The sequence below is a fragment of the Streptomyces sp. NPDC001530 genome (assembly GCF_042894545.1).
In the GTDB taxonomy this organism is placed as follows: Bacteria; Actinomycetota; Actinomycetes; order Streptomycetales; family Streptomycetaceae; genus Streptomyces.
On the sequence record NZ_JBIAVS010000022.1, the window covers coordinates 152,623 to 167,113 of the forward strand.

General features: G+C 70.6%; 14 protein-coding genes and 2 pseudogenes. 13 read left to right on the forward strand and 3 right to left on the reverse strand.

Translation table 11 applies throughout. The features are described 5' to 3' along the window. The first annotated feature begins 120 nt into the window (after positions 1–120). Genes ACFY0T_RS37960 through ACFY0T_RS37975 form a run of 4 tightly spaced genes read left to right on the forward strand, consistent with a single transcriptional unit; the run spans position 121 to position 2,941 of the window. The gene (locus ACFY0T_RS37960; protein WP_388881543.1) at positions 121–825 is read left to right on the forward strand and encodes a response regulator transcription factor; all 705 of its coding nucleotides are present in this window, start codon (positions 121–123) and stop codon (positions 823–825) included. Next, the gene (locus tag ACFY0T_RS37965; RefSeq protein ID WP_388881546.1) at positions 822–2,306 is read left to right on the forward strand and encodes a sensor histidine kinase; all 1,485 of its coding nucleotides are present in this window, start codon (positions 822–824) and stop codon (positions 2,304–2,306) included. Before ACFY0T_RS37960 ends, ACFY0T_RS37965 begins: the two co-directional genes overlap by 4 nt. A gap of 48 nt (positions 2,307–2,354) precedes the next feature. Next, positions 2,355–2,753 (forward strand): hypothetical protein, encoded by a 399-nt coding sequence (locus tag ACFY0T_RS37970; RefSeq protein ID WP_388881549.1) that lies wholly within the window; start codon positions 2,355–2,357, stop codon positions 2,751–2,753. Further along, a complete protein-coding gene (locus tag ACFY0T_RS37975) occupies positions 2,753–2,941 on the forward strand; it encodes a hypothetical protein (RefSeq protein WP_388881552.1) in 189 nt (62 codons plus the stop codon). The genes ACFY0T_RS37970 and ACFY0T_RS37975 overlap by 1 nt, the downstream gene beginning before the upstream one ends. 27 nt (positions 2,942–2,968) lie before the next feature. Here the strand turns inward: ACFY0T_RS37975 and ACFY0T_RS37980 are convergent, their stop codons facing one another. Then, positions 2,969–3,112: a hypothetical protein gene (locus ACFY0T_RS37980; RefSeq protein ID WP_388881718.1), complete on the reverse strand. Its 144-nt coding sequence runs from the start codon at positions 3,110–3,112 to the stop codon at positions 2,969–2,971. On the opposite strand from ACFY0T_RS37980, the pseudogene ACFY0T_RS37985 reads away from it, so the two are divergent. From ACFY0T_RS37985 to ACFY0T_RS38000, 4 genes and pseudogenes are all read left to right on the forward strand, one after another. After that, positions 3,051–3,573, forward strand: a pseudogene (locus ACFY0T_RS37985) (spherulation-specific family 4 protein); the annotation flags it as partial. The gene ACFY0T_RS37980 and the pseudogene ACFY0T_RS37985 overlap by 62 nt on opposite strands. Positions 3,574–3,653: 80 nt before the next feature. Further along, entirely contained in the window at positions 3,654–4,889 is a 1,236-nt protein-coding gene (locus ACFY0T_RS37990) for an acyltransferase family protein (protein WP_388881555.1), read from the forward strand. Positions 4,890–5,005: 116 nt separating this feature from the next. Next, a complete protein-coding gene (locus tag ACFY0T_RS37995) occupies positions 5,006–6,865 on the forward strand; it encodes a M1 family aminopeptidase (protein WP_388881558.1) in 1,860 nt (619 codons plus the stop codon). A 534-nt stretch (positions 6,866–7,399) separates the two neighbouring features. Continuing rightward, positions 7,400–8,509, forward strand: a complete 1,110-nt coding sequence (locus ACFY0T_RS38000) for a PP2C family protein-serine/threonine phosphatase (protein WP_388881561.1) — start codon at positions 7,400–7,402, stop codon at positions 8,507–8,509. Between the two features lie 9 nt (positions 8,510–8,518). On the opposite strand, the gene ACFY0T_RS38005 is transcribed toward ACFY0T_RS38000, so the two are convergent. Beyond that, a complete protein-coding gene (locus tag ACFY0T_RS38005) occupies positions 8,519–9,415 on the reverse strand; it encodes a LysR family transcriptional regulator (protein ID WP_388881564.1) in 897 nt (298 codons plus the stop codon). Positions 9,416–9,489: 74 nt separating this feature from the next. Here ACFY0T_RS38005 and ACFY0T_RS38010 point away from each other — a divergent pair, with 74 nt between their 5' ends. From ACFY0T_RS38010 to ACFY0T_RS38030, 5 genes and pseudogenes are all read left to right on the forward strand, one after another. Then, positions 9,490–10,152 (forward strand): RraA family protein, encoded by a 663-nt coding sequence (locus tag ACFY0T_RS38010; protein WP_388881567.1) that lies wholly within the window; start codon positions 9,490–9,492, stop codon positions 10,150–10,152. Next, complete coding sequence (locus ACFY0T_RS38015; protein ID WP_388881570.1) at positions 10,152–10,826, forward strand: RraA family protein; 675 nt, start codon at positions 10,152–10,154, stop codon at positions 10,824–10,826. Before ACFY0T_RS38010 ends, ACFY0T_RS38015 begins: the two co-directional genes overlap by 1 nt. After that, on the forward strand, positions 10,823–11,464 hold the full coding sequence (locus tag ACFY0T_RS38020) for an RraA family protein (RefSeq protein WP_388881573.1): 642 nt from the start codon (positions 10,823–10,825) through the stop codon (positions 11,462–11,464). Before ACFY0T_RS38015 ends, ACFY0T_RS38020 begins: the two co-directional genes overlap by 4 nt. Then, a pseudogene (locus ACFY0T_RS38025) lies at positions 11,461–11,853 on the forward strand (aminotransferase class I/II-fold pyridoxal phosphate-dependent enzyme); the annotation flags it as partial. The gene ACFY0T_RS38020 and the pseudogene ACFY0T_RS38025, both read left to right, overlap by 4 nt. Then, entirely contained in the window at positions 11,808–12,452 is a 645-nt protein-coding gene (locus ACFY0T_RS38030) for an alpha/beta fold hydrolase (RefSeq protein WP_388881700.1), read from the forward strand. The pseudogene ACFY0T_RS38025 and the gene ACFY0T_RS38030, both read left to right, overlap by 46 nt. A 30-nt stretch (positions 12,453–12,482) precedes the next feature. On the opposite strand, the gene kstD is transcribed toward ACFY0T_RS38030, so the two are convergent. Next, entirely contained in the window at positions 12,483–14,279 is a 1,797-nt protein-coding gene (kstD, locus tag ACFY0T_RS38035) for a 3-oxosteroid 1-dehydrogenase (protein ID WP_388881576.1), read from the reverse strand. Between the last annotated feature and the right edge of the window lie 212 nt (positions 14,280–14,491).

A 14,491-nucleotide genomic window follows, 5' to 3' on the forward strand; every position in this document is an offset into this window, starting at 1 on the left:
ACACAAATCCTTCGTTACCGTTTCGTGCCCGCGGACGGCGAGGGGACGCCCGATGAGGCTGATGCACCATGGGCAGGCCGGGCGCAATGGCCGGTTCCACTGGCCTGGGGGTGTGTGGTGATGAGCGGAGACCGGGGCCGGGTCCTGGTCGTCGATGACGACGCGGCGATACGCCGCTCGCTGGAACGCGGTCTGCGGCTGGCCGGATTCACCGTGGACCTCGCCGACGGCGGCCGCCCGGCGCTGGAGTTGGTCAGTCGGACGCCGCCGGACGCGATCGTGCTGGACATCTCCATGCCGGACCTCAGCGGCATCGATGTGTGCAGGACGCTGCGCGGCGAGCACAACGACGTACCCGTCCTGATGCTCTCCGCGCTCGACGAGACCACCGACCGGATCGCGGGACTGCAGGCCGGAGGCGACGACTACCTGGTCAAGCCCTTCGCCCTGCAGGAGTTGGTCCTGCGTCTGCAGGCGCTGTTGCGGCGCCGGCCGCCGAGGGACACCGACACCGTACGCGTCGGCGGACTGCTGCTGGATCCCGCTGCCCGCCGGGTGAGCCTCGACGGGAACCCCGTGGAGCTGACGCGGCGCGAGTTCGAGCTGCTGCACGTCCTCGCGCACAACGCCGGTATCGTGCTCAGCCGCGACCAACTCCTCGACCGGGTCTGGGGATACGACTTCGAGGTGCGCACCGACGCGGTGGACACCTTCGTGAGCTACCTGCGGCGCAAACTGGAGGCACCGGGCCGCTCCCGGATCATCCACACCGTACGAGGGGTGGGCTTCGTGCTGCGGGACGACGGTGCGGGGGCCGGGCGATGAGGCTGTCCACACGGATCGCCCTGGCCGTCGGGGCCACTGTGCCCGTACTGGTGTTCGCCACCGGCTGGGTGCTGTTGCGCCTGGTCGCGGCGGATCTGCACGACCAGCAGGACACACACCTGCGCGAGCGGGCCACGGCCGTGGTCAAGGACGCACGCGGACTGCTGCGCGCGAGTGCCGCCGACCGGTCGGCGGCGGTGGAACAGGCCCGCGAGCGGCGGCTGTTCACCTCCGCCCTGGACGTCGGCGTACGGCTGATCGGTCCCGAGGAGACCTTCGCTGGCGGCCCCCAACCGGACGACGATGTGTCACTGCCCAAGAGCGCGCCGGTCCCGGTCACGCTGCGGGCCGACGGCCGGAGCTGGCGGGTTCTGTCGACGCGGGTGACCGGCGCGCGACCCGGCGTACGCGGCACTCTCTGGCTGTTCGCGCCGGACACGGCGGGTGAGGCCCAGCTGCGCCTGGTCCGCAGACGCGTGGTGACCGTCGCGCTGCTCGCCGCGCCGCTGTCCGGACTGCTCGCCGGGGCCGTCGCCACCCGCGCGAGCCGTCCGCTGCGCCGGCTGCGGGACAGCGCGAGCGGCCTGGACCCGCGCACCAGCGCGGCCCGACTGGAGCACGCGCCGACGCGGATCGCCGAGGTCGACGATCTGGCGCACACCCTGCAGACCGTCCTGACCCGCTACGACGAACAGGCCGCCAGAACCGCCGAGGCACTCGCCACGGCCCGTTCCTTCGCCTCGGCCGCCTCGCACGAACTGCGCACTCCGCTGATGAGCATGCAGACCAATCTGGAGATCCTCACCGAGCATCCGGAGCTTCCCGGGGCCGACCGCGACGAAGTGCTGGGCGACCTTCGCCGTGAGCACGCCCGACTGCTGGGGCTGCTGGTCATGCTCCGCGAACTCGGTCGCGGAGATCTGGTCGAGGAGGACGCCTTCGGCCCGGTGGACTTGGCGGACGTCGTCGACGCGAGCGTGCGGGAACAGCGGCGACTCCATCCGCACGCACGGATCTCCAGCGACCGCACCGCGGGGCTGCACGTCCACGGCTGGGAGCCCGGGCTGCGCATCGTCGTGGACAACCTCCTCGCCAACGCGCTCGTGCACGGCTGCGAGGACGGCCGGCCCGCACAGGTCGACGTCACGCTGCGCGCGCGTGGTGCCGACGCGATCCTCGTCGTCGAGGACCGGGGCCCGGGCATCCGGCCCGACCATCGCGCCGAAGTCTTCGAACGCTTCAAGCGCCGACCGGACAGCCCGGGCTCCGGCCTCGGACTCACCCTCGTCGCCCAGCAGATCGACCTGCACCGGGGCCGCATCCGGATACTCAACCCGCCGACAGGGCCGGGCACCCGGATCGAGGTCACCCTGCCGCTCATCAGCGGCTCGGCAGGCACGGAGCCCACACTTCCCCTCCAGCGGAACTGGATGATCACCACGGCGGGACGGCCACAAGAATTCCACAAAGAAGACTCCTAACTTGCCTGGGCGTGAGGGCAACCGCCCAGGAACACAGAGGAGTTCGCCATGCCAAGGACCAGGACAGCCGTTGTCTCAGTGGTCGCCGTCGGCACGCTGCTCGGCGCCGCGGGCGCCGCGACGGCCGACGACCCACAACCCGCGCCGTCGGGCACCCCCACGGGGGACGGCGCACCGGCGCTCTGCAAGCGCGCACCGAAGATCGACCGCCGGATCGACCGGATCCTCGACCGGCTGCACGCGGACGCATCACGCCCCGGCTCCATCGCCCGCCTCGAACAGCGCGTGGCCAACGCCAAGTCGGCGGGACACACGGAGATCGAGACCTATCTCAACGACAGGCTCGCCTTCCGGCGTTCCCTCGTTCCCACCCTGGAGACACGTCAGAAGGATCTCGCGGACGTGGAGAAGTGGTGCAAGACCCACGACAACGGAGCCGCCGGCTGATGCGCGCACGTCACGCCGGACTCGCCGTCGCCGCCGCCGTGCTGCTTATGACCGCTTGCGGCAGCCACAGCGAGGACACGCAGAACCCAGCGCCCTCCTCTTCCACTGATCTCGCCCATCTGCAGAAGCTGGTGCACGACGCCGAGTCGGCGGCGAGCTCCGCGGAGTCCGACATGGCGCGGGAGTGACGCGCTGGGGACCCATGGCACTGCTGATCAGCTGCCCTCCTCCACCGGTTCACGAGTGAACGTCGTTGCGGTCACCACGGCGGCACCGACCAGCACCGTCGGCAGGATCTTCACGGCGGCAGCCGGCGCGCTGCGGGCGGCCTGAGCCCGCCTGCTCGGCTGCGTCGACACCGACTACGGTGCGCGCGCCCCGGCCGAGGTCGCGGAGGACGTCGTGCGGTACCGGGTGGTACGCGGCCGACGGCTGCTTCCTGGACCGGGTGACCGCGAGCCCGGCCGAACTGCCCGCCTGCAGACGGCTGGTGCAGACCGTCCGTCGGCTCGGCGCCGCGCCCGTCGTGCTCAACCCGGGCGTCCACCCGGCGCCGGGCTACGCCCGCTTCGCCGACCTGGTCGTCACCTTCGAGGGCCACTGGTCCACGTACGTGTCGGCGTTCAGCAGACCGGCGTGGACCACGCGGCACCCGCCCGAGCGGTTCTGCCACCTCGTCTACGGCGTGCCCGAGGCGCTCGTCCCGCTCGCCGTCCGCACCGCACGCGACCGCGGCGCGGCGGTCGCCGGACCGGTGATGGGCGAACTCCCCAACCCCTGGGCGCGGTTGACGCCCGCGTTGAGCGAGGGGGATCCGTAAAACGCCTTCATCGACCCTGGCGGTCGGCGCCGCGCGGGCCGGACACTGGTGCCGCCATGGGCCCACGGGGGGGAGCCGGCATGACGGAACCGACAGCCGCGTCGGGGCGGCGCACGGAGCTGGACGCGATCCGCACCCTGGTCGTCATCGGACTCGTCTTCTTCCATTCGGCGTTGGTCTTCGCCACGGATGACGACTTCTACGTCAAGAACCGCGACACCACCGACACGATCCTGGTCATCGGCGGTTTCGGTGTGGTCTGGGCGATGCCGATGCTGTTCTTCGTCGCGGGCCTCGGCTCCTGGTACTCGCTGCACCGCCGCGGTCCCCGAGGCTTCGCCCGGGAGAGGCTGCTACGGCTCGGCGTGCCTCTGCTGTTCGCGACGGCCGTGCTGCTGCCGGTCCCGCAGTGGCTGCGCGAGCGGGCCTCGCACCCCGGACACGACGAGTCGTATCTGCATTTCCTGCCGCGCTTCTTCGACGTACATCTGGATCTGTCCGAGTTCCCCTTCGTCGTCCAGGGCGAATACTTCGAGACAGGGCATCTGTGGTTCGTGGTGCTGCTGCTCACGTTCTCGCTGCTGCTCGCGCTGCTGACGCGGTGGGTTCCCGCCGCGCACGTCCAACGGATCCGCGACGGTGTCGCCCGTGCGTGCGAGCGGCGGGGCGTGGTGCTGCTCGCGGCGGTGCCGCCGGCCGTGATGTGCGCGCTGCTCGGCCTCGAGGAGAACTACGCGGCCTGGCATCGGTGGACGTATCTGCTGTTCTTCGTGTACGGATTCGTGCTGGCCGGCGACGACCGTCTGCGGGCGGCGATGCGCCGTGACGCGGTGCTGGCGGCCGTGCTCGGTCCGCTCCTCTTCGCCGCCAGTGCGCCCGGCCTCATGGCCGACGGCGACCCTTTCATGGACTGGACCGGTCCCGCGGTGCTCGCGCGGACGCTGTACGGCGCGGCGGGCTGGTGCTGGATCGTGGGCATCGTCGGGCTGCTCGACCGGCGACGGCGGCCTGTGCCGACAGCCGGCGACGGGGGCGGGGGCGAGGCCGATGTCGGCCGACGTCGGCGGTTGTTCGGCTATCTGGCCGTCGGGGCGCTGCCGTTGTACGTGCTGCATCAGCCGATCGTCGTGGCCGTGGCGTACGGCGTGGTCGGTGGGGACGCCTCGGTCCCGGTCAAATACGCGCTGATCGTGGCGGCTTCGCTCTGTCTGACCCTGGCCGCCTACGACCTGCTCGTGCGGCGCACCCCAGTGACGCGTTTCCTGTTCGGGATGCGCCCTGGCGGGCCCCGGTCCGCTCCCGGCCACATTGAGTGATGGCATGTCTCGGTCAAATCTGCCAGGCTTCCCGCAGTCGGCCGCCCCCGGCGCACCCCAGTCGTCGGGCAGCCATCGAGCAGGCCGGAATCCCGGCCTCCGCAAAGGAGTTTCGTGTGAGACCAACCCCCCGCAAGGCCCTCGCAGCGAGCGCACTCGTCCTCGCCGCGTCGGCCGGTGTCTCTCTCCCCGCCACCCCGGCCGCAGCCACGCCGCACGCGGCATCTCAGGCCGCGGCCTGCACCCCGGCCCAAGTGGTCACCAACGGTGGCTTCGAAAGCGGCACCTCGCCCTGGAGCCCGTCGTCGTCCACCGTGATCACCAACCGCACCGGGCAGTCCGCCCACGGCGGCGCCTACTTCGCCTGGCTGGACGGTGTCGGCAGCACGCACACCGACACGCTCTCGCAGAGCGTCACCGTCCCGTCCGGATGCAGCGGCGCCACCCTCACCTTCTGGCTGCACATCGACACCGCCGAGACGACCTCGTCCACCGCGTACGACAAGCTGACGGCGAAGATCGGCAGTACGACGCTGGCGACGTACTCGAACCTGAACAAGGCCACCGGGTACGTGCAGAAGTCCTTCGACGTCTCGGCGTTCGCGGGCCAGACCGTGAACCTCGCCTTCACCGGCACCGAGGACTCCAGCCTCCAGACGAGCTTCGTCCTCGACGACATCGCCCTCAACACCTCCGGCGACACCACCCCGCCGGCGGACTCCACGCGCACCCCGGCCGCACCCTCGTACACCGTCAGCCTGAGCAGCAACACCAGCGGCACGGTCTGGACCGGCCACGAGAGCGCGGTCTTCACCAACGCCTCCGCCACCGCGCTCAGTGAGGTGTACCTGAGGCTGTGGGACAACTACCACGGCACCTGCTCGTCGATGCCGATCACGGTCAGCAACGTCACCGGTGGCACCGCGGGTGCCCTCTCGGTCGACTGCACGGCCCTCAAGATCGACCTCTCGACGCCGCTGACGCAGGGGCAGACCGCCACGATCGGCTTCGACCTGGGCATCACCGTCCCCAGCGGCGCCGACCGCTTCGGCCACGACGGGGCGTTCAGCTTCATCGGCAACGCCCTGCCCGTCCTCGCGGTCAAGGACGGGGCCGGCTGGCATCTGGACCCGTACACGAACAACGGGGAGTCGTTCTACTCCCTGGCCGCCGACTTCAAGGTGACCCTCGACCACCCGAGCACCCTGCTCGTGCCGGCCACCGGCGCCTCGGTCGACACCCCCGGCTCCAGCGGACGCACCGTCACCACCGCCACCGCCTCCAAGGTCCGTGACTTCGCCTGGGCGGCCGGCCCGTTCACCAAGATCTCCGGCACGTCGACCGCCGGCACCCCGGTCAACGTCTACTCCGTCTCGGGCATCAGCTCGGCCGACGCCCAGTCGATGCTCACCACCGCGAAGACCGCGGTGGACGCCCATGCCTCGCGGTTCGGCGCCTACCCGTACGGCGAGTTGGACGCGGTGATCGACAACAACTTCTGGTTCGGCGGCATGGAGTACCCGGGGTTCGTCCTCGACCTGGTCAGCACCACGGCGCTCACCCATGAGATCGGACACCAGTGGTGGTACGGCATCGTCGGCGACGACGAGTACAACAACCCCTGGCTCGATGAGGCGTTCACGGACTACGCCACCGATCTGGCGCTGAACAAGACCGGCACCAACTGCTGGAACAGCGTCTCGTGGGCCTCGACGGCGGAGAAGATCACCAACTCGATGGGCTACTGGGACGCCCACTCCTCCCGGTACTCCACCGTCGTCTACGGCTACGGCAAGTGCGCCCTGCACGACCTGCGCCGCGTCCTCGGCGACACCGCCATGGCCAAGCTCCTGAAGGACTACGCCACTTCGCACTGGTACGGCGTCTCGACCACGTCCGAGTTCAAGGCCGCCGCCCAGGCCGCCACGAGCACCGACCTGACCTCGTTCTGGACCCAGCACCGCATCGACGGCTGACATGGCACCGGTTCGCCGCGGTTGGCGCGCTTCGGCGTCACCCGCGGCGAACCCGCTGCTCGGAGGCCCCCGGGACCGAGCGCCCCGCGTCGACCAGGCCGAACGGCGCACGATCGAGACGCTGGCGCTAACCAGGCATGGTGGGAGCGTTATCGACGCCGGCTGGAGCGGGTGGCGCACGAATTCGGGAGCAGCTGATTCCGCCCAGTGGCCCCGGCTGCTCCGGCACCGTCGGTGACCTGGGTGAGCCGTTGCCTGTGCCAGCGGAGGGCAAGCAGGACGAGTTCCTGCCCAGCGTCAACGACGAACGGATCTTCGTCCGCGTCCCTCCGTCCGAGGCTGACGCCCCGTGCGTAGTAACGCAGGGAGTACGGAGGGTTGTGACCGCTCTCCGTGAACCCTCGGACCGACTGCGTAGCCGGTTCGTCAACGTCCGCAGCCATGGTTTTCCGGCGGAGACTGCCGTGAGAATCGGTTGATCGGAATGCGCGGAGGGGGCGAACGGAGGAGCGTGGTGGTGTAGAGAGGAGTGACATGGCCAGCAGGGCCGCTTCCGGGCGGCGGAACGGTGAGGAGCGGGGCTGGCTGCGTGGCTCGCCGCCGCCACGCTGGGTGCGGGCGCTGCCGCCGGCGCTGCTGGTGGGAGTCTGTGCGGCCGAGCTCGCGAGTCGTCAGCCGCTGGACATCGGCTTTCTGCTGGGCACCATTCCGTCGCTGGCCGTGCTCTCCTACGGGCCTGTGGCGACGGGCGTCTTCGGCTGCGTCGTCATCCTTCTGTTGCACGTCCCCCCTCTGCAGCTCAACCACCCGGGCAACACCGACCTGTGGACCATCACCTTCATCGCCGTGCTGAGCGTGTTCGTGTCCCTGGTGCGCAGCCGACGGGACGCGCATCTGGTCACGGTGCGGACCGTGGCGGAAGCCGCCCAGCTCGCCGTCCTGCCGCCGCTTCCCGAGCGCGTCGGCCCGCTGCGCTGTGCCGGTCTGTACCGGGCCGCACAGAGCGAGACGCTGGTCGGCGGTGACTTCTTCGATGTGCGTGAGGGGCCCTATGGGGTCCGGGCCTTGATGGGTGATGTGCAGGGGCACGGGCTGTCGGCCGTGGGGACGGTCGCCTCGCTTCTCGGGGCGTTCCGGGAGGCAGTGCTCGACCAGCGTGACCTGGAGGCGGCAGCGGCACGCCTTGATCGCAGGCTGGTCGTGGACTCCGCGGGAACGGAGCACGCCGAGTTGTTCGCGACCGCCGTACTGCTGGAGTTCTCGGCGAGCGCCGATGCGGTGCGGCTTGTGTCCTGCGGGCATCCGCATCCGCTGCTTCTGCGGGGTGGGCAGGCCGTCGAACTCGATCTCGAGCCGGGGGCTCCGCTGGGTATCGGGTTCTTCGACATCTGTCCGCCGCAAGGGCGCTCCGTCCGGCTGGAGCCCGGTGATCGCCTGTTCCTGGCATCCGACGGAGTGACCGAGAGCCGGGACCACGCCGGCGCCTTCTATCCGCTGGCCGATCGTCTGGCCAAGTTCGCCGAGGAGTCACCGACCGCACTCATCGACAGTGTGTGGGAGGACCTCCTCCGGTTCTGCACCGCGGTTCGAGACGACGTCACCATGCTGGTGCTCACACCGCTACGGGACGACGACCGGGAGTGAGCGTCCGGGTCAGCCCATCTGCGCGCGGGCTGACGCAATGCGCAGGAACTGTTCCACCAGCGGTTCCTGTGTGCCGTCCCGGGTGACGAGGGAGAGTTCGACGATGTCGGCGCCGTCGGTGAGGGGTCGGTACGGTGTGGGCGGGTGGATCTGGCGCACCGTCACGTTCGGTACGAGCGTGACACCAAGACCGCAGGTCGCCATCGCCAGCTGTGTCAGGATCGAGTTGGCGAGGTGGCGGACGTCGGGGCTGAATCCGGCTCGGCGGCAGGTGGCCATGAGCTGGTCGTGGTAGTCCGGTGACGCCTCGCGCCGGAGCCACACCCACGGCTCGTCGGCGAAACGCGCGAGATCGACGGGGCTCGGGGCGTCGGCTGCGAGCGGATGGTCCGCCGGGAGTGCGATCACGAACTGGTCGTGGCGCCAGGGCTGGATGCGCAGGCCGCGCACCGGGGTGCTGGGCCGTACCACGGCGATGTCGATCTCGTGCCGGAGCAGGGCCTCCTGGGCCGAGGCCGTGTCCACCTCCGTGATCTGCAGATCGACGCGCGGGCGGGCGTGCCGGAAGGCGGCGATGGTGCCCAGCAGCGGCTCGCTGAGGGCGGAGGTCACCACACCGATGCGCAAGATGCCGACCAGGCCCGCCTCGGTCTGCGTGGCGACCTCCTGTGCGTGCTGGGCTGCCGCCAGGAGCTTGCGGCACTCGGCCGCGAAGGCCCGGCCGGTCTCCGTGAGCGTGACCTTGCGCCCGCTGCGGTCGAAGAGCCGGGCGTCCAGTTGGCGTTCCAGCTGAAGGATCGCCTGGCTCAGGGGCGGCTGCGACATCGCGAGCTGTTCGGCGGCGCGGCCGAAGTGGAGGGTCTCCGCGACGGCGAGGAAGTAGCGGGCCTGGCGCACCTCGATCATCAGTTGCTCCACATATCGGTGGGAGACGAAATCAGACCTTCAGTATATGGATCAGGCTTGTTTCACTTAGGGACATGAGCACGCAAGCAACCCTGTTGACGCAGTTCACGGCGCTGGACACGGCCACCGTGTCCGACGCGCTGGACGCCTGCGGCCTCCCCCCGGGCCAGGGCGGTCTGCCGCCCGTGTGGGGCCGGCCCAAGGTGGCCGGGTTCGCGGTGACCGTCGAACTCGAACCGCTGAGCGGGGAACACGGCGGCGCCCACATCCTCACCGGCGCGATCGCCGAGGCAGGTCCCGACGACGTCATCGTGGTCGCCAACGGCGGTCGCACCGACGTCTCCTCGTGGGGCGGAATTGTCAGTGCCGGCGCCGCGGTGCGTTCCGTCCGGGGTGTCATCACCGATGGCGCCTGCCGGGACGTGGGCCAGGCCCGCGAGCTCGGCTTTCCGGTCTTCGCCCGGGCCCAGGTACCGGTGACCGCACGCGGCCGTCTGCGGCAGAAGTCGACCGGCGAGCCGATCCGCCTGGGCGACGTGACGGTCAGCCCCGGCGATGTAGTGCTGGCGGACGAAGGTGGGGTCGTGGTCGTCCCCCGCGAGCGGGCCACCGAGGTGCTTCAGGCCGCTCAGCGCCTCGCCGACCGGGAAGCGGCCATCGAGGCGGACGTACGTGCCGGAGTTCCGTTGCCGCACGCGATGCGGGACGCACGTCTGGCCGGAACGGAGGAGATGTGATGGCCCTCGGCGACGCCACGCCGCGCGACATCGTGACCCGGCTCCGTGCGCTGCCCACCGCGGCGCTCTCCGACGCGCTCGACCGGGCCGGAATCCCGGGGGCCATGGCCGGTCTTGCCCCGCTGTCGAACGACTTCCGCGCGGTGGGCCCGGCCTTCACCGTGCGCTACGCCCCGGTCGACGGCTCCACCGGCAGCACGGTCGGCGACTTCCTCGACGGCGTCCCGCCGCGTGCGGTCGTCGTCATCGACAACGGCAGCCGCACCGACGTCACCGTGTGGGGCGGCATCATGACCGAGATCGCTGTGGTCCGCGGCATCGCCGGCACCGTGATCGACGGAGTCTGCCGCGACGTGTCGGCCTCTCTGACGCAGGGATACCCCCTCTTCAGCCGCGGCCGGTTCCTGCGCACCGGCAAGGACCGTGTCCGCCTGGCCGCCATCGGCGAACCAGTGATCGTGTCGGGCATCGAGATCCACCCGGGCACCCTCGTGTGCGCCGACGCGGACGGCGTGGTCGCCGTCCCCGCCGCCGAAGCGGAACGGATCGCCGACGTCGCCGAACACATCGAGCGCGTCGAGGCCGACATCGTCGCGGCCGCGCGCACCGGCGGCACCCTGCGCGCGGCACGCGAGACCTTCGGCTATCACACCCTCCAGACGAGGCAGTCATGACCGATACGGCATCGAACGATGCGGCACGCGGACACAGCACGGCCACCCTCTTCGAGGCATCCTCCTCGGCCGCCCGCGCCTGCGACCCGTCCGTGCGCGCCGTATGGCCGGGGGCCAGGGTGGCGGGACGGGCGTTCACCGTGCAGGGCATCGGCGGCGACAATCTCGCGCTGCACCGCGCGGTGGCCACGGCCCCGGCCGGCAGCGTCTTGGTGGTCGACCTCCAAGGGGCCCAGCATGGGCACTGGGGCGAGATCCTCGCCGTCGCGGCCCAGCAGCGGGGCATCCTCGGGCTGGTGATCGACGGAGGTGTCCGCGACGTCGCCGAACAGCAGGCACTGAACTTCCCGGTCTTCGCCCGCCACATCACGGTGGTCGGCACCGGCAAGGAGCACTCCGGCCAGTTCGACGTCCCCGTCCGCGTGGGCGGAGCCGTCGTCCGCCCCGGCGACCTCGTCGTGGGCGATGCCGACAGCGTGGTGGTCGTACCGGCATCGGCCGTGGCCAAGACCCTTGACCAGGCCGACGCCCGCGTGGCCGCCGAGCGGCGCGCCCTGGCCGCCCTCCGCGCCGGCGTGACCACCGTCGAGTACTACGACCTGTCGGCGGCTCCCGGGACAGCGGTGAAGCCCGTATGAACCAGGACCCCATCTTCGCGATCAGGGATCGCGCCAACGAACTCCGCGGGGCCGGCGTGGACGTCATCAGCCTGGCCGCCGGAGAACCGGACACCCCCACCGCCGAGCAAGTCCTCGACGCCGCCGCCCGGGCCCTGAAGGACCCCGCCCAGCACCGCTACGGCCCCGCAACGGGCATGCCCGCGCTGCGGGAAACCGTGGCCGAACGGCTCGCCGCCGACACCCGACAGACATGGTCGCCCTCCGACGTCCTCATCACCCTGGGCGTCAAGCACGCCCTCTTCCTCACCTTCCACTCCCTCCTGCGCGGGCCGCAGAAGACGGTGCTGGTGACCTCCCCGGACTGGCCCGGACACCGGGCCGCGGTGGCAGCCGCGGGCGGACGCACCCGCCCGATCACCACTATGTCGACTTCGCCCACCAACGCGCCTTCACCGGGCGGCCGTTCCTCGCCCATGACGCACCGGGATGCGGCGAGACCTTCTGCGAGGACGTGTCGACCATCTCGATCCCGTTCCTCGTCGAGACCGCACAAGCTGTGCTGGACCACGCGGGCATCCGGCGTTTCCACCTGATCGGGCACTCGATGGGCGGTCTGACCGGCTTGCTGCTGGCGCACCAGGAGCCGGACCGCGTCCTGAGCTTCGTCGACATCGAGGGCAACGTCGCCCCGGAGGACTGCTTCCTGAGCCGGCAGATCCTCACGCATCCCTCGGACGACGACGCCGGCTTCTTCGACGACTTCGTCGAGAGGGCCCGCCGTTCGTCCACCACTTCCAGCGCCCTCTACGCGGCGAGCCTGCGCCACAAGGTTCGTCCCGGAGCGGTGCGCGGAATCTTCGAGTCGATGGTCGACCTCTCCGACCACGGTGACCTGATGCCGAAGCTCGCGGAGATCCCGCGCAGCGGACACTGGCCGATGTACGCCAATCCGGTCGCCATGTGGGAGCGGATCGCCGGGTTCGTGCGACGAAGCGAGGCACGCTGATCTGTCTCGAGCGGATCGCACCCCACGCCTTCAGACCGTCGCCGCGATGTCCAGCGCGGCGATGTAGCCGAACGTCATCGCCGGACCGATCGTCGAGCCCGCGCCCGCGTAGCTGTGCCCCATGACCGCGGCGCTCGCGTTCCCCGCCGCGTACAGGCCGGGAATGACGGAACCGTCCGGGCGCAGTACCCGTGCGCGGGCGTCCGTGCGCAGTCCGCCCTTGGTGCCCAGATCGCCGGGGACGATTTTGAAGGCGTAGTACGGGGCGAGCCACAGGGGGGCAAGACAGGAGTTGGGGAGGATCGCGGGGTCCGTGTAGTAGTGGTCGTAGACGCTGTCGCCGCGGTGGAAGTCGGTGTCCTTGCCGTTCAGGGCAAGGCTGTTGAAACGGCTGACGGTGGTGCGCAGGGCGGCCGCGGGTACGCCGATCTGGCCGGCGAGGGCGTCGAGGGTCCATGCCTTGTGGGCGGCGCCGGACGTGTACCACGCGTCGGGGAAGGTGAACGTCGGCGCGACGTCCTTGAAGAGATAGCGGTCGCGGTAGTTCTGGTCGACGATCAGCCAGGCCGGGATGTCGGGCGCGGTGGCGTTGCGCTCGTACATGGTGTGGACGACATCGCTGTAGGGGGCGGCCTCGTTGACGAAGCGCGCCCCCGCGGCGTTGACCAACAGCCCGCCGGGGAGGGTGCGTTCGGCGAGGCAGAAGTAGGGCTGGTCGGGCAGCGGGATCGCCGGGCCCCACCAGGCGTCGTCCATCAGGTCGAGCGCGGCGCCGGCCCGCTCCCCCGCCCGGATGCCGTCGCCGGTGTTCTCCTTGGCGCCCACCGTCCACGCCGTACCGATGGGCTGCTGCTGGTACTGGGCGCGCATGGCCGCGTTGTGCTCGAAGCCGCCGGAGCCGACGATCACCCCGCGCCGGGCTCTGACCAGGCCGGGGGTGCCACTCTGGGTGACCACGGCGCCGGTGACGGCTCCGCCTTCCATGTAGAGGTCGGACAGCGGGGTGTTCAGCCACACCGGTACGTGGGCGGCGAGCAGTCCGGCGCGCAGGCCGGCCGCCAGCGACTGTCCCATCGTCAGGGGCTTCTGGCCGAGCAGTGCCGCCTTGGTGCCGCGGGCGAGGCATTCGGTGGCGACGGCGGCGCCCTTCGCGCTGACGGCCGAGAGGGTGAGCCATTTGTAGTCGGCGCTGAAGACGACCATGCCGCTCGGGACCGTCATGTACGACGGGTTCAGGCGGGCGAGTTCGGCGCCGAGGATGTTTCCGTCGAGTTGGTCGGGTTCGATGGAGCGGCCGCCCGGAAGACCGCCGGGCAGCTCGGGGTAGTAGTCGCTGTAGCCCTCCATCCAGCGGAAGCGAAGCGGGCTGTTGGCCATGACGAAGGAGATCATGGCGGGTCCGTGGCCGAGGAAGGCCTGTTGGCGGTCGGCGGAGACGCCGGGGCCGACCACCGCGGCGAGATAGGTGGCGGCCTTCGCCGGGGTGTCGGGGACGCCGGCGGCGAGAATCACCGGGTTGTTCGGGATCCAGATGCCCGCGCCCGAGCGAGCGGCCGAGCCTCCGAAGGTGGGCGCCTTCTCCACGACCACACAGCTGAGGCCCCGCTTCGCGGCCGTCAGCGCGGCGGTCATCCCCGCCGCTCCGGAACCGATCACCACGACGTCGTATGTGCCGAGCAGGGGCAGATCGGCCGCCTCGGCGACACCCGGGAGGCCGGCCGCGAGCGCGAGCCCGGCCCCCGTCGCGGCGCCGAGGACGCGTCGCCGGGACGGGCCGTGGGCCGAGGAGGCTGCGATACGTCTGGCGGGATCCGCGCTCGTGGACATGGCAGGCGCTCCAGCAGGGCGAAGGAATGTGAGGCGTGCTGTGCTCCGGGAGGCAATGGGCGCCCGCCGTCCCGGTTCTGATGCTGCGTCAGGAATGTGGCGCGGGGGTCTTGTGAAGTCAAGAGGCGTGGGCCACCACTCCCCTATCACCCCAAGATCGGACAGAAGTTACCTACAGGTATGTAGTGACTTAACACGCAAGCGACAGTAGA